Consider the following 18,793-nt stretch of genomic DNA (forward strand, 5'->3'; position numbering starts at 1 on the left):
TTTCGCTGACGTGAGAGGGGTCTTTTTGCATCCGGTTAGTGGTGTTTCGGATGGTCTCATGACGGTCGCGATGGTAGTATAAGTCTAGTTGTATATTGAATCTCGACAGGTGCCCAGATGCCCAGACTTTCCGCCCTTGAACCGCTTGTGCACGCCGGGTGCAGCCTGACCAACAGCACCTTTGGGGCTTGGGTCGAGATCGGGGCCGACACCCGGGTCGCCAACAGTCATTTTGGTGACTACAGCTATTGCGACCGGATGTGCGACATCGCCAATGCCGAGATCGGGAAATTCGCCAATATCGCCAGTTCCGTGCGGATCGGGGCGACCGATCACCCGATGGAGAAGGCCTCATTGCATCACTTTCTCTATCGCTCCGCGAGTTATTGGGAAGATGCCGAGGATGACGCGGATTGGTTTCAGCACCGCAAGAGCCGCCGCGCCGTGATCGGGCATGACACATGGATCGGCCATGGGGCGCTGATCAAACCAGAGGTCACGATTGGCCATGGGGCGGTGGTGGCCTCCGGGGCTGTGGTGACGAAGGATGTGGCGCCTTACACCATCGTGGGGGGCAACACCGCCAAGCTGATCCGTCGCCGGTATCCGGAGCAAGTGGCGGACCGGATGATGGCACTTGCCTGGTGGGATTGGGATCACGCGGTTTTGCGCGAGAGGCTTGCGGATTTTCGCAGCCTAAAGGCGGGAGAGTTCCTGGAGAAATACGAATGAAATAAAAGGGGTGCGCAACAAGGGGGGCGCTCCCGCCTCCGCAGGTGCCTTGGCCTCAAAAGGCCAAAACCCCTTGGCGGAGTTGGGCCCGGCCGCGCGTCCCCTTCGGGGACGCGCGGCGCGCCGCCGGTACACCGGCGGCGCCACCCCCAACGGGAGCGGATCGCACCCGCGATCCAGCGACGGGCGGGAGTGCCCCCTTGTTTGTTCAATCGTCGCCAACGGTAAGAGTCACCCGGTCGCCCGCAAACCAGGTGCGGCCAAATTCGATCGGTGTGCCGTTCGCATCATCCGAGATGCCGGTGGTGCGCAGTATGGGCGCGCCTTCCGATGTGCGCAGGTGCAGCGCCTGCGTCGCGGTGGCGAGCTTGGCGGTGATCCGGGTTTCCCGGCGGGTGTAGTCCTCCACCCCGCAGGCGTTCAGCGCAGCCGTGATCGACTCATGGGCCTCCAGCGCGTCGAGGATTCCGGGCAGCCGTTCTGCCGGAAACACCGTACGCGCCAGCGCCACGGGGTGGTCGTCCGCATAGGACAGCCCCTCATAGACCACCACCGGATCACCGGGCTCCAGATCCAGCGCATCCGCCTCGCGTGCATCTGCTGCAAGTACCTCCAGGCGCAGGACTTTCTTGCTCGGCACGCGTCCTGCGCGACGAATGTTCTGGTGAAAGCGGATGCGCTTGCCCACCGGATAATCGGTGGGCTTTGCCGCGACAAACACGCCCGCACCACGGCGTGCATGCACCAGCCCCTGTTCCGCCATATCCGCCAATGCGCGCCGCACCGTGTGACGGTTGACACCAAAGCGTTCGGCGAGCTGCGCCTCGGCTGGCAGTTTTGTTCCCGTGTCATAACGGCCCTGCGCAATGTCATCGATCAAAGTGATCGCGATCGACTTCCAGACCGGTGTGCGGGTGGCGGATTTGGCCATGTTCAATCCTCTGTCACGAAACCTTCACGAGAGAGCGGCTTGCGTCCCTTGAGCCGACTCATGTATTATTTGTCTAGTTGTATAGGACATGTAGACAAATCTGCCAAGAGGCGACACCAGACATGACACAAGAAATCACGCCGGAGGCACGCAAGGCTTGGATGAGCCTGCTGTCCACCGCGCCCGAGGCCCGGCTTGCCGCGCTCTTCGACAAGCTGGACAACAGCCCCGACCACGATACCCTGCGCGCGCCGGAAACCGGTGGCGTGATGGTGCGGGGCCGGGCAGGGGGCACCGGCGCGCCCTTCAACCTCGGTGAGATGACCGTCACCCGATGCACATTGAAACTGGCGTCCGGTGCGGTGGGGCATGGGTACGTGCAGGGACGCAGCAAACGGCAGGCGGAACTGGCCGCAAAGCTCGACGCGATGATGCAGACAGAGGCCGCCGCAGAGGTCGAGGACAAGATCCTGACACCCCTGCGCACTGAGCGTGATGCGGCCCGCGATGCCCGCGCCGCCAAAGCGGCCGCCACCAAGGTCGATTTCTTCACCATGGTGCGAGGAGAGGACTGATGACGCAGACCAATATCTACACAGGCGGCTTTGTCGACCCGGCGGTGGCCTCGGCCCATGGGTTCCGCGCTGCGATGGACGTCATGGCGCGTCCGGGCGAGATCCGCGAAATCACGGGTGCTGTGGCGCCTGAGGGGCTGAGCATTGCGGCAGCGAGCCTGATCCTGACGCTTTGCGATCCTGAAACCGGGATCTACCTCGCGCCGGATGTCGACAGCACTGCCTTGCGCGGTTGGATCACCTTCCACACCGGCGCGCCGATTGTGCCCGCAGCGGAGGCTGATTTTGCCGTGGGGGGCTGGGATGCGCTGATGCCCATCGACCAATACCGCATCGGCACCTCGGAGTACCCGGACCGCTCCGCCACGCTGGTGGTGGAACTGGCAGAATTCGCCGCCCCCAATGCCACTCTCACCGGCCCGGGCATCAAGGACTCCGTGCGGATGAACCTGCCCGATGTGGCGCTGATGCAGCGCAACGCCATGCTCTACCCGCTTGGGGTGGATCTGTTCTTCACCTGCGGGTCGGAAGTGTCGGCGCTGCCGCGCTCGACCCAGATCCAAGCGGAGGGCTAAGCAGATGTATGTAGCAGTAAAAGGCGGTGAGCGCGCCATCGACAACGCGCATGCGTGGCTTGCCGAAGAACGCCGGGGCGATCAAAGCATCGCAGAGATGACGCTGGCGCAGATCCGCGCGCAGCTGAAACTGGCGGTGAACCGGGTGATGGCCGAAGGCTCGCTCTATGATCCCGATCTGGCCGCACTGGCGATCAAACAGTCGCGGGGCGACCTGATCGAGGCGATCTTTCTGATCCGCGCCTACCGCACCACGCTGCCGCGCTTTGGCAACTCGCGCCCGGTGGAGACCGCGAATATGGCCTGCGACCGCCGGATTTCCGCGACCTTCAAGGATGTGCCGGGCGGGCAGGTGCTGGGGCCGACATTCGACTACACGCACCGTTTGCTGGATTTCAAACTCGCCGCCGAAGGCGAGGTGCCCGAGGCCCCTGCTGCGGAGCCGCGTCGCGAGCCGACCCCGCATGTGACATCCTTTCTGCGCGGTGAGGATATCATCCAGACCGAGGAAGAGTCGGATGCGACGCCCAAGGACATCACCCGCGAGCCGATGTCCTTCCCGGCGGATCGTGCCACCCGGTTGCAGACGCTGACCCGGGGAGATGAGGGTTTTGTGCTGGGCATGGCCTATTCCACCCAGCGCGGCTATGCGCGCAACCACGCCTTTGTGGGCGAGCTGCGCATCGGCACCGTCGCGGTTGAGATGGACATTCCCGAGCTGGGCTTTGCCATCGAAATCGGCGAGGTGGAACTGACGGAATGCGAAACGGTGAACCAGTTCAAAGGCTCCAAGACCGAGCCGCCGCAGTTCACCCGGGGCTATGGTCTGGTGTTTGGCCAGACAGAGCGCAAGGCGATCTCCATGGCGCTGGTGGATCGCGCGCTGCGCTGGAAGGAGCTCGGCGAGGATAACCTGGGGGCCGCCGCGCAGGATGAGGAATTTGTCCTCAGCCATTGCGACAACATTCAGGCGACCGGTTTCCTCGAACATATCAAACTGCCGCATTACGTGGATTTCCAGTCCGAACTGGAACTGGTGCGCAAGCTGCGTCGCGAGGCCGAGGCCGCGCGCACTGAGGCTGAGCAAGCGCGGGAGGCGGCGGAATGAAGCATTCCATCATGAGGGCCGCGACTGCCTGGGCGGGCGCGCATGCGCCTGCCGGGGGGCAGGCAGGCGCAGCCCGGGCCGCAAGCGCCCCGGGCGTGAGAGTCGCACCCGTGTTCACCCATTCCCGATCCCTTCGAGCGACCGAAAGGACTCGATATGTCTGACTACAACTTTGCCTACCTCGACGAGCAGACCAAGCGGATGATCCGTCGCGCGATCCTCAAAGGTCTCGCCATCCCCGGTTATCAGGTGCCCTTTGCCAGCCGTGAAATGCCCATGCCTTATGGCTGGGGCACTGGCGGCGTGCAGGTCTCTGCCGCGGCACTGACACCCGATGACACCTTCAAGGTCATCGACCAGGGTGCCGATGACACCACCAACGCGGTCTCTATCCGCAAGTTCTTTGAGCGCACCGCAGGTGTCGCCACCACCGAGGAAACCGAAAAGGCCTCGATCATCCAAACCCGCCACCGCATCCCGGAGGCCGATCTGCGCGAGGATCAGATCATCGTCTATCAGGTGCCGATCCCGGAACCCCTGCGTTTTCTGGAGCCGCGTGAGACCGAGACCCGCAAGATGCACGCGCTTGAGGAATACGGCCTCATGCATGTGAAACTCTATGAAGACATCAGCCAACATGGCGCCATTGCTACCGCTTACGCCTATCCGGTGAAGGTGGAGGGGCGCTACGTGATGGATCCGTCTCCCATTCCGAAGTTCGACAACCCCAAGATGGAAATGGCCGCGATCCAGCTCTTTGGTGCGGGGCGGGAGCAGCGTATCTACGCAGTTCCGCCCTACACCAAAGTGGTCTCTCTCGATTTCGAGGACTACCCGTTCGAGGCCACCAAGGCCGACCACCCCTGTGATCTCTGCGCCGCAGAGGACAGCTATCTCGACGAGGTGATCCTCGATGATCAGGGCGGGCGGATGTTCGTCTGCTCCGACACCGACTATTGCCGCTCTCGGCGTGAGGCGGGCCATGTGGGCCGTCTGGGCCAGGACGCTCCTCTCACCACCGGACCGGAGGCCGCGTGATGCATCCCCTTCTGAAAGTCAACAATATCAAAAAGATGTACGGCCATCGCATCGGCTGTACGGATGTCTCCTTTGACCTTTATCCGGGCGAAGTCATGGGCATCGTGGGCGAGTCCGGTTCCGGCAAGTCCACCTTGCTGAACTGCCTTGCGGGTCATCTGGACACGGACGGCGGCGAGGTGATCTTTGACACCCGGGATCGTGGTCCCGTCGATACGCTCACCATGTCGGAACCCGAGCGCCGCATGCTTGGACGCACCGACTGGGCCTTTGTGCACCAGCATGCGCGCGAGGGCCTGCGCATGTCGGTCTCTGCCGGTGGTAACATCGGTGAGCGGCTGATGGCCGTCGGCGACCGCCACTATGGCAACATCCGCGACCGTGCCGTCGACTGGCTCGACCGCGTGGAGATCGACGAGAGCCGGGTGGATGATCGCCCGACGGCGTTTTCGGGCGGCATGCAGCAACGCTTGCAGATTGCCCGCAACCTCGTCACTGGCCCGCGTCTGGTGTTCATGGACGAACCCACCGGCGGTCTTGATGTATCGGTACAGGCGCGGCTTTTGGATCTGCTGCGTGGCTTGGTGCGCGAAATGGGCCTTTCGGCGATTATCGTCACCCATGACCTCGCGGTGGTGCGCCTGCTGGCGGATCGCCTGATGGTTATGAAGTCGGGCCACGTCGTGGAAACCGGCCTCACCGATCAGGTGCTGGATGATCCTCAGCATGCCTATACGCAGTTGCTGGTCTCCTCCGTGTTGCAGGTGTGACTTGATGCGTTCTGCCTGCGCGATGGATGCAGACGCGCGGCAGGCTTCTTTTTATCGTTGGAAAGGCTGGCTATGACCGCTTCTCAAACTCCCATGATCGACATTCAAAATGTCTCCAAGACCTTCACACTGCACAATCAGGGCAGCGCCCTGATCCCGGTGATGGAAGGGGCCACCCTTTCGGTGAACCCCGGCGAATGTGTCGGGCTGATCGGTGCCTCGGGCGCCGGAAAATCGACCCTGATGCGGCTGATTTACGGCAATTACCTTGCCGCCTCCGGCCATATCATGATCGGTGGGCTGGATGTCGCCAATGCCGAGCCGCGCGAAATTCTGGAACTGCGCCGCAAGACACTGGGCTATGTGAGCCAGTTCCTGCGGGTGGTGCCACGGGTCTCGACGCTGGATGTGGTGGCAGAGCCGCTCTTGTCCGTTGGCACCCCGGTGGAAAAGGCCCGCGACCGCGCGGCGTCGCTTCTGGCGCAGCTCAACATTCCCGAGCGGCTCTGGACTCTGAGCCCCACAACCTTCTCCGGTGGCGAACAGCAGCGGGTCAATATTGCGCGTGGCTTTGCCTATGACTACCCGGCGATGCTGCTCGACGAGCCGACCGCCAGCCTTGATGCGCAGAACCGTGCAACGGTGCTGAACCTCATTGAGACCGCCAAGGAGCGCGGCGCGGCCATCATCGGCATCTTCCACGACGAATCCGCCCGTGAACAGGTCTGCGACCGTTTCATCGATGTCTCGGCCTTTGCCCCCAAGGCCGCCGCATGAGCGCGCCTGCCGACAATAACCCCGCAAAAGGGCCGGTGATTGCCGTTGTCGGCCCCTCGGGCGTCGGCAAGGACAGTCTGATGAGCGGTCTTGCCGTGGCCGATCCGCGCCTGCGCAGCATGCGGCGCGTCATCACCCGCGCGCCAGAGGCCGGGGGGGAGGATTATCAACCCGTCAGCGAGGCGGAGTTCGCGGCCCTGGTCGAGGCGGATGTCTTTGCGCTCCACTGGGAGGCCCATGGGCTGCGCTACGGCGTGCCGCGCGACATCGAGAAACTGCGCGTGGGCGCGTCCGGTGTGCTGGTGAACCTGTCACGCGCGGTGCTTTTGCAGGCGCAGGAGGTGTTTGACGACTTCCGCGTGATTTCCGTCACCGCCCGGCCAGAGGTTCTGGCAGAGCGGCTGGCAGGCCGAGGGCGCGAGGATGCCGATGAGGTCAAACGCCGCCTTGCACGCGCCAGCCTCGCGCTGCCCGACGGGCTGAAACAGGTCTATGAGGTGGACAACAGCGGCGATCTTTGCGCCGCCATCGTCCAAGCTCAGTCGATCATTCAGGCCAAGAGGGGGTAGCGTTGGATCAGGTGAAAACGCCCATCCTCGGCCTCGCCCATCAGCGCCAGATCGTTGATCTCAAAGGGCTGTGGCAACAGCGGCGCCAGTTCGGTCGCGAGGTAATCCTCGACCGCGGGCAGATCGCCCTTGGGCAGCTTGCCGGTGAGGGTGATGTGAAAGCGGAACTGATCCAGCACATAAGGATACCCCCACTGGATGAGGTTTGTGTCCTGCTCTGCGCTCAGTCCCGCCGCCCGGCGTTTCTCGATTTCCGCATCGGATGCGGGCGCGCGAAAGGCGTCAAGCTCGGTGACGCAAGCCGCTGCCAGCGCATTCAGCGCGTGCACATCCCCAAGCGGGCGCAGCGCCAGAAACCGGCCCAGACGTTCCACCTGCAAACCATCCAGGCGGACGGGGGCGCGGGTGGCGGCCAGTGCCGCGCATGCTGCGCGCAGGGCGTCCTCATCGGTGCCCGTCGCCAGCCGCATCGGCGGCTTCATTGTCGCATGCAGCCCGTATTTGCGCGGCGTTGCCGTGATCGCCGCCACATCCAACGCTCCGGCGTCGGGGAGCGCGGTCGCACAGCCCGCCTCCATATCCCAACCGAGCCAGCCGGTTGCCCATTTGCTCCACGCCGCCTCGGCGGGGGGCGCATAATAGATCGCGTATCGCGTAAATGTCACATTGGCCTCCTAAGACGTGGGCCTTCCCTATCCCGAAAGATGTGAACTTCAGATGACACAAGAGTTGATCCTTGCCAATGCCACGCTGATCCTTGCAGGTGAAACCCGCACAGGCAGCTTGAAAATCAGCCAAGGCGTGATTTCCGACATCTCCGAGGGTACCGCTGTCCCTGCCGGTGCGGTGGATCTTGAGGGCGATTTCCTCAGCCCCGGTCTGGTGGAACTGCACACGGACAATCTGGAACGCCACATCGAACCGCGCCCCGGCGTCGACTGGCCCCACGCGGCAGCGCTGGTGGCCCATGACGCGGAATTGGCCTCCACCGGGATCACCACGGTGTTTGATGCGATGCGGGTGGGCTCGATCCCGCGCGGCAAGGGGCGCTACCTGAAATATGCCCGCCAGCTTGCCACCGAGATGCTGGAGTTGCGCGCCAAGGACATGCTGAAGATCAGCCACTTCCTGCACCTGCGCGCCGAGGTCTGTTCGGAAACGCTGGCCGAGGAGCTGTCGGAATTCACCGCCGAGGACCGCGTCGGGCTGGTCAGCCTGATGGACCACACGCCGGGTCAGCGCCAGTTCCGCGATATCTCCAAGCTCGAACAATATGTGAAATCCAAACGCGGCATGTCGGATGAGGAGTTCATCAACCATGTGGCCGAGCTGAAAGACCTGCGCGCGCGATACGGCGATATGCACGAAGCGGCCACGGTATCTGAGGCCGCGCGGTTTGGGGCGGTGCTGGCAAGCCACGATGACACCACCGCCGAGCAGGTCGCCACCTCCGCAAGCCACGGCATCCGACTGGCCGAGTTTCCCACCACGGTCGAGGCGGCTCGGGCCTGTCACGAGCATGGCATCAAGGTGATGATGGGCGCGCCAAACCTCATTCGCGGCGGGTCGCATTCCGGCAATGTCGCGGCGCGCGAGCTTGCGGATCTGGAACTGCTGGACATCGTCTCGTCGGATTACATCCCGGCGGCACTGTTGCAGGCGGCGGTCAAACTCGGTGACATCTGGGGCGATCTGGCGCGGGGTATGGCGACGGTGACAGCAGCGCCTGCTGCTGCGGTTGGCTTGACGGATCGCGGGGTGCTGGAGGTTGGCAAACGCGCAGACCTGATCCGGTTCCGTGTTGGCGAAGGGGTTCCGATGCCACGGGCCGTCTATGCGCGCGGTGCGCGTGTCGCCTGACGGGAAAGGCGTTGGGTGTTTATGACGTGCGCCTTCCATGGGCGCGCGTTATATTTCAGTAGGTTAAAGATCCGGTGAGTCCGCTGACATCTGGTGCAAGCGAGCGCATCCCCAGATGTCAGCGTACGCTGCATGCGCAACGCCCACATAAAGTATCAGTCTCTGTGACCTGTTGTTTCGCACGCGAAACAATCCGACAAGACAGCTGACCTATTCTCTGTGTTGCGGGGAGGGGGGAGCTCCCGCCCCTTTATGAGTGAGGCAAAGCCTCCCCCAAAAAGCGTTGGGCCGGGCGGTGGCCGCGCCGCAGGCGTGGCCACCGCCCCACCGCGATTTGCAAAGCAAAGCGCAAAACCTGAGAGCCGCAAGGCTCTCCGCTGGGGTAAGAGATCGCGGCCTACCCGGCGCGGTAGAACATGTAACGGCCTTCGGGGATGCCTTCGGGGCCGTCGATTTCCTCAAACCCCACCAGTGGCTGGCCTGAGATGATCAGCCCTCCCGCTGCCATGACCTGCAAAATCGCGGGCGAGAGTTTTGCGGCTTCGGCAACATCCTGTTCCTTGACGCCAAACCCCAGATCGTAATGGGCAAGCGCCAGCCGATGCCCGCCGTCTGCAAGTCGCGCCAGCATCGGTTCTGCCTCGCCTTGCAGGAAGTTTTCTTCCGGGGGCACACAGGAGGGGTGGCATTGCAGGACGCGATCAATGACCCAGACCCGCCGCTCCGGCATGACCTCGCGCAGATGGTCATAGGTGCGTCCGTTGCCCAATCCCAGATCAAGCACATCCCCCGCAATGCCCGAGATCTGCTGCGCGGCCCAGTTGAGCCCATCGCGTTGCGCAGTGAGGCGGCGCAGCATGCTGTCCAGTCGGCTCATCTCAGCCAATCCTTTCATTGAAACGCCAAGGGTGTGCCGGGCCATCCAGCAGTCGGCGCAGCAGTGTTTCGCAGAACTCCCACACCTCGTCACTGTGCACAAGGTGATGCGTCAGCAGGCCAAGTGGCTCTGCGTTATCTTGCTGACCGGTGCGGCGCGCTATGAGCGTGTCGACCAACGGTGTCAGGAGGTGCTCCTCGGGCACCAGACCCCGTCCATGTTTCCAGTCGATGGGATCGATATGGGTGTTGATCTGCACCAGACCCGGCGCGGCCTGAACGCGCTTGCGTGGCCCATAGGTGGAGATCGCAGCAAAGCCCAGACCCGCAAGCCAGGGCAGCATGGCTGGAGAAATCCGGTTCCAGGGGGGCACAAACATCGGCTGCAACGCCGGACCAAACAGATGTTTCAGGCGATCCATCCCCTGTTCCGCCGCGTTGAGCGCCTCATCCACCGGGCGGGTACTGGGAAATTCGCATTTCTTCTTGTCGGCGCTGGCGTGGTTTTTATGCGCCCAGCCATGCACCACCGGGATCAGGTGGCTGGATTGCGCAACCGCCTGTGCCAGTTCCTGCTGCGCAGTTTCGGGGATCACCGCCAGATGCACCGGCAGGTCGAGCCGCGTCGCCAGTGTCTCCAGCCGGACCAGCGCCTCGGTGGGCGCAATCGCATCATCATCCCGCCACCAGAGCGGTAGCCGCAGGCCCTCCGTGGCCCAATGCGCCAACTCCGCGTCCAGCGCGTCCCAGCCTTGTGTCATGTCCGTCCCCCCCGTTGCGCTCAAGCGCGCTGCCGCCTCAGCAGCGTTGCGGCAATCTCCACGCTCCGCTGCGCCCCGTCAAATTCAAAGCCGTCAAGGCCGCGTTGCGTATCGTGCATGGCACGGGAGAGTGCGGCGCACAGACGAGCCGGGGTGAGGGTTGCTGCGCCCTCCACCTCAATGCCTGCGAGGGGCGAAAGGCTCTGGGCGCGCAAGGATTGTTCCACCTCTTTGCCCGCATCAAACGGCACCAGAACGGCGGGTGTGCCGGATTGCAGCAGATCAAGCGCGGTGTTGTAGCCACACATGCTGACCGAGGCCGCCGCATGAGGCAGCATGGCGCGAAACTCCGGGCGGGCAGGTTCCAGGATCGCGGGCGAGCCTGCATCCTCAAGATCTGCGATGCGCGCCCGTGCATCCGCGCCGCCAACCAGAATGCGCCAGCGGTAATCGGGCATCAGTTTGGCGGCCTCGATCGCGCAAGCGTAAAGCGCATCCCCCACGCTGCCACCGCCGGCACTGACGAGGATTTCCCCTTTGCCGAGGCCCTCGGGGTGCGGTGCAGCAGCAGGTGGTGCGACATAGCCGGTATACTGCAGCCGTGACGCCAGCATCTCTGAGACCGGCCAACTGACGTCCAGCGTCGTGGCCTTGGGGTCTGAGTGAACGAGCACGCCATCGTAAAAGGTGGCGATCATTGCATCGGCGTCTTCGGCCTTTTTGGGCTTTGAGGGCGGTGCGAGGATGTCGCGGATCGACGACAGCACCAGCGGACGACGAGGCAGCGCATGCGCGGCCTCCAGCAGGGCGCGAAACTCATCCCGGAGGGAACGACGACCAAACGGATAGAGCTCGGTGATCAGCACATCCGGCTGCTGATCCTGAATCAGTGCCTGCATCTGCTGACGCCTGCGCATCAGATAAGCCTCATCCGCAACCGTGCCATCCGTGCCAAGCAGGCGCGAGAACTCCACGCCATCAGAGCGCAGAGGCGGTAGCTGTTCAAACTGCAGACCCTGCGCAGAGAGTTGCGGTGCCGGAAAGCCACCAGAAACTACCGTAACCTGATGATTTTCCGACGCAAATGCGCGCCCCAGTGTCAGGGCGCGTGACAGGTGCCCGGTGCCCAGAAGGTGGGTGACGGCAATCAGAACCTTCATGATGGCCGTCGCTCAAGTCGAATGGGATCGGGCCAGGGCGTGAGCTTGTCGCGCGAAACCTCCACCACAAAGAGCCGATTGCGTTTGACCTGAAACGGAGCAGGGCCGTCGAAATCCCAGCCATGGGCGCGGGCAAGGATCATACGCATGATCCCGATATGGCAGACCGCGACGGTGTCGCGCGCGAGGCTCTTGATCCACGGATCGATGCGGTTCCAGACCTCAAGCGGGCTTTCACCGCCGGGGGGGCGATAGTCCCAGCCCCAGTGTTCGATGTCGCGAAAGCCGGACGCGGGATCTGCACGCAGGTCCACCCCGTGCTGGCCTTCCCATGCGCCCCAGTTCATTTCGATGAGTGCAGGCGTGGTCTGGGGCGCGCGCCCGGCCACAAGCGTGGCGGTTTCAGCGGCGCGTGTCAGGGGGCTGGACCAGAGATCCGCGTCGTTCCAACCCTCGGGGAGAGACTGCGCGGCGAGGTCTGCGCGTGCGGTCTCGTCAAGCGGGATGTCGCTGCGCCCCTGAATGCGGCCCGCACGGTTCCACGCGGTATGGCCGTGACGCAGCAGGGCAAGGCGGATCATGTGCCCCGTTCCTGTATCAGTGGCCCCAGCGCAGCCCAAAGGGTGTCTGCAGCGGCGGGTCGCAGGTGGTGGGTGGCGATATGTTCGCGCGCCCGCCGCCTGAGGTCGTCGCGCTCAGAGGCACTGTCGAGAAGGCGCAGAACGCGGCCCGCCAGTGCGAAGGCCCCGGCGTCGGGCGCAGGATAGGCATCGGGCATTGCGGGCAGCAGCACATCGCGCAGGCCGGGGCGGTCTTGCGCCACCACGGGCAGCCCGTGGGATTGCGCCTCCAGGTAAACCATGCCGAAGGCTTCATTGACGCCGGGCCACAGGAACAGCTGTGCTGCGCAATAGGCCTCTGCCATGGCTGCGGCATCGAGCTGACCGAGAAAGCGCACGCGCGTTCCAAAGCGTGCAAAAAGCGATTCCACCTCGGTGCGCGCGGGGCCGTCGCCCGCAATCAAGAGCTGCCAGTCGACCGCGCGCTCTGTGCTCTCCAGATGGCGCAGCGTCTCGGCGATGAGCGCATAGGAGGCCAGCTTGTCACCCCGCCGCATCATACCGGCAGCAAGCATTGGGCCATCACCCGTGCTGGGCGCGGGGAGGGCATCTTGCGGCAGGAAGGGGCGCAAGTGCACCAATTTCTGGTTGCCTGCGCGATCGCGCTCCAGCGTCTCGCGGTCCTGTTCGGTGAGGTAGAAAATCACCGCCGCCTGATCCGCTGCCGCATGTGCGGCTTGGGCAAATTCCGACCACGGGCCCGTCAGGCGTTTGCTGGCGCGGGTGCTCTCGATCTGCACATAAGGAATGTCACGGGCGGCCGCCAAGGCGGGGCCGATCAGATCGGGGGCCTTGTAATAGTTATGATAGGTGACCCAGGCGTCGACCTCGGGCAGCTCTTCGATCAGGCGGCCCACCTCATCCGCAGCGCGCTGTTGCAGGATCTGCTGGTGGTCGCGGTCGCCGAGTTTGTCATGCAGGCGCAGCTCAGACGCGAGAATGACCTCCTCACCACCCCTTTCCAACAGGCCCATCAGGCTTTGTGCCATGGCCCGGTCGCCGGAGGGCGTCGGATGGGTCGGGGCCTTCATCGGCGCATAATAGGCGATGCGGGGCGCGGTCATGCAGCGCCCTTGAGCATGGCGTTCAGGCGGGTGTTCAGCTGCCGGATGCCCGGGTCCATGCCAAAATCACGTCGCAGGCGGTTGAGCGCGGCGTCGGCCATGCGGCGGGCCTCGTCTGGGGCATGCGCGAGGCGCAGCATCGCATCGGCAAGCGCTGCGGGCGCGTCATCACTGAGGAGACCATGGGTGCCGCTTTGGATGAATTCCGGGATCGCCGACACGGGCGTCGACAGGATCGGCAGGCCCTGCGATGCGGCCTCCATCAGAACATTGGGCAGCCCGTCGCGGTCACCGTCCTCTGCCACACGCGAGGGCAGCACAAAAAGGTCGGCGGCGCGCATGGCGGCGATCACCTCCGGCTGGTCACAGGCACCGCGCCATGTGATGCGCGCTGCAATCCCTGCGTCCTCGGCCATGCCTTGCAGCAGATCGCCCAGCCCGCCACCGCCAATATGGGTCCAGTGCCAGTCCAGATCCACAGGCAGCAGCGCCAGTGCGGCGATCAGCCGGTCAAAGCCCTTTTTCTCGACGAGGCGCCCCACCGACATCATGTGAAAGGAGGCGTCAGGCGCGCGCAGCTCCCGGTCGGGCGGGGCTGGGAACCGCGTCAGGTCAAGGCCGTGATAGATCAGATCCACCGGAGTGCCAGCCGAGAGGTCTTGCAGGTGTTTCGCGCCAAAGCCCGTGCAGGTCGCGCCAAAGGCCGCGCCTTGGGTCTGTGATGAGAGCTTTTCGCGCAACTCCCATTCGGGCGAGGTCCAGATGTCCTTGGCGTGGGCGGAAAAGCTCCATGGCAGGCCGCGCATGATCGCGGCGTAGCGTGCCACCGATGAGGGCGTGTGCAGGAAATGCGCATAGAGGCCGCGCACCTCGGGCGGCAGTTCCGCCGCCAGTACACAGGCCTGACCAAAGCGGCGCACCCGGTTGCGGGTCGGATCACGGCGCAGGTCCGCGCGCCAGACGCGATAGGCGGCGGCATAGCCGGGCAGGGCCTGCGCGATGGCGCGCGATCTGGCGACGCGGGCCGGGTCGTCATACAGATATTCCGGCAGGTAGTGCACCGGGGCCTGCAAACGATCGTGCAGCGGGTGGGTCTTGGTGTCGGTGGGGTGACGCAGCGACCAGATTTCAAACGGCTGGCCTGCGTCCTCGAGGGCGACAAGTTCCTGCGCGATAAAGGTCTCGGACAGGCGCGGCCAGCCCTTGACCAGCACGGCGAGCGCCGGACGGCGGGTCATGTTCATTCGGCAGCCTCACGCGGCAAGAGATGCAGAAGGTGGTCGACACGGCCGGTCACATAGTCGAGCCCGTCGAGCAGCCCGTCGGAAATCGCCTGCGAGGGGCGGGGTTGACGGTCGAGGGCGCGGATCGCGCCGATCATGGCATCCGGTGTCCAGCCGTCGCGGGTCTCGTCCAGCATGGTGACAAGGCCCAGCTCCTCGGCGCGGCTGGCGCGGATCCATTGCTCCAGCCGCGGCGTGGTGCGGGGCACGATCACGGCCGGTTTGTCAAAGGACAGGACCTCGCAGAAGGTGTTGTAACCGCCCATGCAGATCACCCCCTGGGCACCGGCAAACAGGGTCTCGATCTGGCTTTCAAAGCCGACAGCGGTGACACGACCGTCCAGTGCCGCGACGCGGTCCTCGAACGCGGCGCGGGTCTCGCCCGAGAGGAACGGGCCGTAGACCAGCATCGCGCGGGGCGTCAGGCTGGGGTCACGCTCGTAGGCCGAGATCGCCAGATCCACCATCATCGCACCATCGCCACCGCCGCCGGGGGTGATCAGCACATAGGGCTGTTCGGGCGGCTCTCCGACCTCGCCGAGGTCCCGGCGCAGGTAGCCGGTCCAATGCATGCGGGCCTGTGCCGCCGCACTCAGATCCAGCCCGGCGGTGGGGTCGTAGACATCGCGCAGGCCATAAACCCAGATCTCGTCGTAATACTGTTCGGTGGCCGCCAGCGCGCCCTTGCGATCCCATTCGGCGCTCAGCACCTCGGGCTCGTCCAGCACGTCGCGCAGGCCCAGCACCAGCTTGGCCTTGCCGCGGTGCTGCAACAGGTCGAGCGTGGGCAGCAACTCGCCGCGAAAGCCGCAGGGTTCCTTGTCCACCACCAGCACATCCGGGTCGAACTGTTCGGCGGTGGAGCGGATCAGACCGGCGCGCAACTCGGTGGTTTCCTCGATGGTCATGCCCATGGTGCGGCTGGCATAGGAGCCGTCGGCGCGTTTGATGACACCGGGCAGGCGCATGTGGTCGACCCGGTTGGGAAAGGCAAAGCGCCCCGCCACCGGCGAGCCGGTCAGGATCATCGCCGAGGCGGTGGGATCGGCAGAGGTGATCGCCGCCGCCAGCGCCCGCGAGCGGCGCAGGTGGCCAAGCCCAAAGGTGTCGTGGCTGTAGAACAGGATGCGCGGACCGCGCCCCGCCTCTGGGCCCAATCGGGACGTGGTGCTGGCACTCATAGGGGGGCTCGCTTGCAGGGGTGGTCAGGATGTAAAACCGCGGGCGCAGGGCAGGAAGGGGGGACGACGCGGAGGCGCATCGGATCGAACCGGCGCCGCACGGAGGGCGATGCGCGACGCCCGGCCGGGCTGGCGCCTTGCGTTCTGGCCATATTCCGCCCCGCCATATTCCGCCCCAACGTCGTGACAGCCCGCTCCCGTCAGCGGCGGAGCGTGGCCGGTTGTTCCATCTTTCCCGCCCGGTTTTGCTATGGCCCCGCGAACACGCGAGGCGAAAAACAGGGGAATTAAACATCCGTGATATAGCCTGCAGAGGCGGGTCATGCAATCAAACCAAAGAGAACGAGATGTGATTTGAGGCGCAAAATCGACAGTTGCCACCGGAAATGACCCGGATCGCATATCATTTGCCCAAAGGGCCAAGGGAGAAAACGTCATGCAGAGCCTGATAAGCCTGTTTCGGTTGTGGATCGCGGTGGCAGTGCTGTGTGTCCTGTCCGTGGGGGGCGCCCAGGCCCAGACCGCGCTCAACAGCGTTGCCGGACGCGACAATGCGGGCGACGCCAGCGCCCTGGCGGAGGCGATCCGGCAGGCCTCGGAGGCGGGCGTTGGTGTGGTGATCCTGGATGGCAGCGGACGGCCGCTGACCGGGGCGGCGGCGCTGGCCGAAGCCGAGGCGGAAATGGCCAATGAGCCGGGCGTCATGGGCGGGGCCTCGTCGATGATGAAGGCGCAGACCCGGATGCGCGAGTTCCGGGCCCAGCTGAACGAGCGCCTTGAGGCGCTGCCCAACTCCTATATCGAGATGGCCTATATTCTGCGCGCTACCAGCCCCGACGGGCGCATCATGACCTATGTGGAGGTCATGGTGATCACGCTGCTGCTGTTGTTGATCGGTCGCTGGCTGTCGGTCGAGATCTATGGCAAGCGCCTGATAAAACGGTTTGTGGTCAGCCGGATCGAGGACGCGCCCGAGGGCTATGCGGGCAAGATGCCGTTCCTGCTGATCCGCTTCTTTGCCGGGCTCGGGGCAACGCTGTTTGCCATGGTCTTTGCGCTGGTGGTGACGCTGCTTGTCTTTGGTCCCTCCGGCGATGTCTCGGTGGAGTTCACCTCGCTTGCGGTCTACCTGACCTTCTTTGCCGCCCGCACGGCGTCTGATCTGTGGCGCATGGTGCTGTCGCCTTACCTCAGCCAGTACCGCATTCCGGCGCTGGAGGACCGGGCGGCACGGCGGCTGTATCTGTGGCTATCGGGATTGGCGACGTTTGATTTTGCGGCGGTCATGATTGCAACCTGGGTGCAGGACTTCGGCCTCAACTACAATATCTACGTGCTGACCTATGCCATCCTGATGCTGGTCTCGTCGCTGTTGGGGATCTTGCTGGTGCTGGTCAACGCGCGGGCGGTCTCGGCGGCGATCCGCAACGCCGGGGCGGCGCATGTCGTGGCCTGGCCGAACCGCCTGTTGTCCTGGATCTGGGCCCCGATGGTGATCCTCTATATCGCGTTCGGCTGGCTGGCGCTGACCTTTGATCTGGTGCTGGAGAACCCCAGCCCGGTGCCGCCGAACATGGGGCTGTTTGCGGTGCTGAGTTCGATCCTCGTGGTCTATGGCCTGATCAACTACGTCATCGAACAGTTTGCGACCCGGCGCCGCCGCGCCGAAATCGTCGCGGAACCTGCCGCGGGAGATACCGACGCGGAGGGTGATCCGGAGGGCTCGGTTGCAGGCGACGGGCAGGCGCCGGCCGGAGTGCCGCGGCACCCGATCGCCACCTTCCGCGATCTTGCGCGCCGTGCCGCTGGCATTCTTGCGTTCCTCGGCGGGGCGGTGTCGCTGATCTATGTCTGGAACCCGGATTTTTCGCTGGAGGAGAACTCGGTTCTCGACCGGATCATCGACGTGCTGGTGATCCTGTTCATCGGCTATCTGGTCTTTCATATCGCCCGGATCTGGATCGACAGCAAGATCGAGGAGGAAAGCCAGGATCAGGAGGACGGCGAGCTTGGCGATGAAGGCGGCGCCTCCAGCGCCAGTCGTCTGGCAACCCTGCTGCCGCTGTTTCGCGGTGCGATCCTCGCCGTCGTGATCGTCACCATCGTGTTGATTGTCCTGATGGAGATCGGCATCAACGTCAGCCCGCTGTTCGCCGGCGCCGGTGTCGTTGGCCTGGCGGTGGGCTTTGGCTCGCAGACGCTGGTGCGGGATATTTTCTCGGGCGCCTTCTTCCTTTTGGATGATGCGTTCCGGCGGGGCGAGTATATCGACATCGGCAGCGTCAAGGGCACGGTGGAGAAGATTTCCGTGCGGTCGTTCCAGTTGCGCCATCACCTTGGGGCGCTGCACACGATCCCCTTTGGCGAAATCCAGGTGCTGACCAACTACTCCCGTGACTGGGTGATCATGAAGCTGCCCTTGCGGGTGACCTATGACACCGACGTGGAGAAGGTGCGTAAGCTGATCAAAACCCTCGGCAAGGAGCTGCTGAAGGATGAGGTGATCGGCCACAACTTCATCCAGCCGCTGAAGTCGCAGGGGGTGATCGAGATGCAGGATTCGGCGATGATCATCCGGGTGAAGTTCATGACCAAACCGGGCGATCAGTGGCTGGTGCGCAAGAAGGTGTTCCAGGAGATCCGCGACCTGTTTGAGCGCGAAGGAATCAAGTTCGCGCATCGGGAGGTCACGGTTCGGGTCGTGGACGACAGTGAGGAGCGCAACACGCCGGCGCGACGGGATGCAGCACTTGGGGCGGCACAGGCAGCGATCGAGGACGATCTGATGGATGCCAATGACGGCGGCGGCGGGGACGACCGCTGAGGGCGGGCAGGCTCTCCCGCCTCCGCAGCGGACCGCAAGTGCCTTGCGCCCCCTTTGGAGTTGGGCCGCGCGCGCCGCGGACCCGGAAG

At 64.2% G+C, this 18,793-nt stretch carries 19 protein-coding genes; 10 read left to right on the top strand and 9 right to left on the bottom strand.

Annotation, left to right across the window (positions count from 1 at the left end; translation table 11 throughout):
- Nucleotides 1–117: 117 nt before the first annotated feature.
- A complete protein-coding gene (locus MHM97_RS01660) occupies nt 118–732 on the top strand; it encodes a chloramphenicol acetyltransferase (protein ID WP_239318866.1) in 615 nt (204 codons plus the stop codon).
- A gap of 208 nt (nt 733–940) precedes the next feature.
- On the opposite strand, the gene phnF is transcribed toward MHM97_RS01660, so the two are convergent.
- Complete coding sequence (phnF, locus tag MHM97_RS01665) at nt 941–1,663, bottom strand: phosphonate metabolism transcriptional regulator PhnF (RefSeq protein WP_239318868.1); 723 nt, start codon at nt 1,661–1,663, stop codon at nt 941–943.
- A gap of 122 nt (nt 1,664–1,785) precedes the next feature.
- Between phnF and phnG the strand changes: the two genes are divergently transcribed.
- From phnG to phnN, 7 genes are all read left to right on the top strand, one after another.
- On the top strand, nt 1,786–2,238 hold the full coding sequence (gene phnG / locus MHM97_RS01670) for a phosphonate C-P lyase system protein PhnG (RefSeq protein WP_065324552.1): 453 nt from the start codon (nt 1,786–1,788) through the stop codon (nt 2,236–2,238).
- Nucleotides 2,238–2,813, top strand: a complete 576-nt coding sequence (gene phnH, locus MHM97_RS01675) for a phosphonate C-P lyase system protein PhnH (RefSeq protein ID WP_239318870.1) — start codon at nt 2,238–2,240, stop codon at nt 2,811–2,813. Before phnG ends, phnH begins: the two co-directional genes overlap by 1 nt.
- Before the next feature lie 4 nt (nt 2,814–2,817).
- A complete protein-coding gene (locus MHM97_RS01680) occupies nt 2,818–3,921 on the top strand; it encodes a carbon-phosphorus lyase complex subunit PhnI (RefSeq protein WP_239318872.1) in 1,104 nt (367 codons plus the stop codon).
- A 156-nt stretch (nt 3,922–4,077) separates the two neighbouring features.
- Nucleotides 4,078–4,959: an alpha-D-ribose 1-methylphosphonate 5-phosphate C-P-lyase PhnJ gene (locus MHM97_RS01685; RefSeq protein WP_005669187.1), complete on the top strand. Its 882-nt coding sequence runs from the start codon at nt 4,078–4,080 to the stop codon at nt 4,957–4,959.
- Complete coding sequence (gene phnK / locus MHM97_RS01690) at nt 4,959–5,729, top strand: phosphonate C-P lyase system protein PhnK (RefSeq protein WP_009175801.1); 771 nt, start codon at nt 4,959–4,961, stop codon at nt 5,727–5,729. Before MHM97_RS01685 ends, phnK begins: the two co-directional genes overlap by 1 nt.
- A gap of 93 nt (nt 5,730–5,822) precedes the next feature.
- Nucleotides 5,823–6,506, top strand: coding sequence for a phosphonate C-P lyase system protein PhnL (phnL, locus tag MHM97_RS01695; protein WP_065324546.1), 684 nt, complete (start codon nt 5,823–5,825; stop codon nt 6,504–6,506).
- Entirely contained in the window at nt 6,503–7,075 is a 573-nt protein-coding gene (gene phnN, locus MHM97_RS01700; protein WP_239318874.1) for a phosphonate metabolism protein/1,5-bisphosphokinase (PRPP-forming) PhnN, read from the top strand. The genes phnL and phnN overlap by 4 nt, the downstream gene beginning before the upstream one ends.
- Here the strand turns inward: phnN and MHM97_RS01705 are convergent.
- Nucleotides 7,057–7,740: a DUF1045 domain-containing protein gene (locus MHM97_RS01705; RefSeq protein ID WP_239318876.1), complete on the bottom strand. Its 684-nt coding sequence runs from the start codon at nt 7,738–7,740 to the stop codon at nt 7,057–7,059. The two genes, phnN and MHM97_RS01705, sit on opposite strands and share 19 nt — an antisense overlap.
- Nucleotides 7,741–7,792: 52 nt before the next feature.
- On the opposite strand from MHM97_RS01705, the gene MHM97_RS01710 reads away from it, so the two are divergent.
- On the top strand, nt 7,793–8,935 hold the full coding sequence (locus MHM97_RS01710) for an alpha-D-ribose 1-methylphosphonate 5-triphosphate diphosphatase (RefSeq protein WP_239318877.1): 1,143 nt from the start codon (nt 7,793–7,795) through the stop codon (nt 8,933–8,935).
- Nucleotides 8,936–9,332: 397 nt separating this feature from the next.
- On the opposite strand, the gene MHM97_RS01715 is transcribed toward MHM97_RS01710, so the two are convergent.
- From MHM97_RS01715 to MHM97_RS01745, 7 genes are read right to left on the bottom strand one after another with little or no spacing between them, the layout of a single operon-like run.
- Complete coding sequence (locus MHM97_RS01715; protein ID WP_239318878.1) at nt 9,333–9,812, bottom strand: class I SAM-dependent methyltransferase; 480 nt, start codon at nt 9,810–9,812, stop codon at nt 9,333–9,335.
- A 1-nt stretch (nt 9,813) separates the two neighbouring features.
- Entirely contained in the window at nt 9,814–10,572 is a 759-nt protein-coding gene (locus tag MHM97_RS01720; RefSeq protein WP_239318880.1) for a polysaccharide deacetylase family protein, read from the bottom strand.
- Between the two features lie 20 nt (nt 10,573–10,592).
- Nucleotides 10,593–11,732 carry a glycosyltransferase family protein gene (locus MHM97_RS01725; protein WP_239318882.1) on the bottom strand — a complete coding sequence of 380 codons (1,140 nt, stop codon included), beginning with the start codon at nt 11,730–11,732 and terminating at the stop codon, nt 10,593–10,595.
- Entirely contained in the window at nt 11,729–12,313 is a 585-nt protein-coding gene (locus MHM97_RS01730) for a histidine phosphatase family protein (RefSeq protein WP_239318884.1), read from the bottom strand. Before MHM97_RS01730 ends, MHM97_RS01725 begins: the two co-directional genes overlap by 4 nt.
- Nucleotides 12,310–13,416, bottom strand: coding sequence for a glycosyltransferase family 4 protein (locus MHM97_RS01735; RefSeq protein ID WP_239318886.1), 1,107 nt, complete (start codon nt 13,414–13,416; stop codon nt 12,310–12,312). Before MHM97_RS01735 ends, MHM97_RS01730 begins: the two co-directional genes overlap by 4 nt.
- Nucleotides 13,413–14,654, bottom strand: a complete 1,242-nt coding sequence (locus MHM97_RS01740; RefSeq protein WP_239319209.1) for a glycosyltransferase family 4 protein — start codon at nt 14,652–14,654, stop codon at nt 13,413–13,415. Before MHM97_RS01740 ends, MHM97_RS01735 begins: the two co-directional genes overlap by 4 nt.
- Before the next feature lie 2 nt (nt 14,655–14,656).
- Nucleotides 14,657–15,880, bottom strand: coding sequence for a glycosyltransferase family protein (locus tag MHM97_RS01745; protein ID WP_239318888.1), 1,224 nt, complete (start codon nt 15,878–15,880; stop codon nt 14,657–14,659).
- A 436-nt stretch (nt 15,881–16,316) separates the two neighbouring features.
- On the opposite strand from MHM97_RS01745, the gene MHM97_RS01750 reads away from it, so the two are divergent.
- A complete protein-coding gene (locus MHM97_RS01750; protein ID WP_239318890.1) occupies nt 16,317–18,704 on the top strand; it encodes a mechanosensitive ion channel family protein in 2,388 nt (795 codons plus the stop codon).
- Nucleotides 18,705–18,793: the final 89 nt, after the last annotated feature.

Origin of the sequence: Epibacterium sp. Ofav1-8 (assembly GCF_022348185.1) — a bacterium.
In the GTDB taxonomy this organism is placed as follows: domain Bacteria; phylum Pseudomonadota; class Alphaproteobacteria; order Rhodobacterales; family Rhodobacteraceae; genus Epibacterium.

Bases quoted from the DNA above. Each gene is read 5' to 3' on its own strand.
- MHM97_RS01660 (WP_239318866.1), top strand. From the start codon at position 118: ATGCCCAGACTTTCCGCCCTTGAACCGCTTGTGCACGCCGGGTGCAGC.
- phnF (WP_239318868.1), bottom strand. From the start codon at position 1,663: ATGGCCAAATCCGCCACCCGCACACCGGTCTGGAAGTCGATCGCGATC.
- phnG (WP_065324552.1), top strand. From the start codon at position 1,786: ATGACACAAGAAATCACGCCGGAGGCACGCAAGGCTTGGATGAGCCTG.
- phnH (WP_239318870.1), top strand. From the start codon at position 2,238: ATGACGCAGACCAATATCTACACAGGCGGCTTTGTCGACCCGGCGGTG.
- MHM97_RS01680 (WP_239318872.1), top strand. From the start codon at position 2,818: ATGTATGTAGCAGTAAAAGGCGGTGAGCGCGCCATCGACAACGCGCAT.
- MHM97_RS01685 (WP_005669187.1), top strand. From the start codon at position 4,078: ATGTCTGACTACAACTTTGCCTACCTCGACGAGCAGACCAAGCGGATG.
- phnK (WP_009175801.1), top strand. From the start codon at position 4,959: ATGCATCCCCTTCTGAAAGTCAACAATATCAAAAAGATGTACGGCCAT.
- phnL (WP_065324546.1), top strand. From the start codon at position 5,823: ATGATCGACATTCAAAATGTCTCCAAGACCTTCACACTGCACAATCAG.
- phnN (WP_239318874.1), top strand. From the start codon at position 6,503: ATGAGCGCGCCTGCCGACAATAACCCCGCAAAAGGGCCGGTGATTGCC.
- MHM97_RS01710 (WP_239318877.1), top strand. From the start codon at position 7,793: ATGACACAAGAGTTGATCCTTGCCAATGCCACGCTGATCCTTGCAGGT.
- MHM97_RS01715 (WP_239318878.1), bottom strand. From the start codon at position 9,812: ATGAGCCGACTGGACAGCATGCTGCGCCGCCTCACTGCGCAACGCGAT.
- MHM97_RS01720 (WP_239318880.1), bottom strand. From the start codon at position 10,572: ATGACACAAGGCTGGGACGCGCTGGACGCGGAGTTGGCGCATTGGGCC.
- MHM97_RS01725 (WP_239318882.1), bottom strand. From the start codon at position 11,732: ATGAAGGTTCTGATTGCCGTCACCCACCTTCTGGGCACCGGGCACCTG.
- MHM97_RS01730 (WP_239318884.1), bottom strand. From the start codon at position 12,313: ATGATCCGCCTTGCCCTGCTGCGTCACGGCCATACCGCGTGGAACCGT.
- MHM97_RS01735 (WP_239318886.1), bottom strand. From the start codon at position 13,416: ATGACCGCGCCCCGCATCGCCTATTATGCGCCGATGAAGGCCCCGACC.
- MHM97_RS01740 (WP_239319209.1), bottom strand. From the start codon at position 14,654: ATGACCCGCCGTCCGGCGCTCGCCGTGCTGGTCAAGGGCTGGCCGCGC.
- MHM97_RS01745 (WP_239318888.1), bottom strand. From the start codon at position 15,880: ATGAGTGCCAGCACCACGTCCCGATTGGGCCCAGAGGCGGGGCGCGGT.
- MHM97_RS01750 (WP_239318890.1), top strand. From the start codon at position 16,317: ATGCAGAGCCTGATAAGCCTGTTTCGGTTGTGGATCGCGGTGGCAGTG.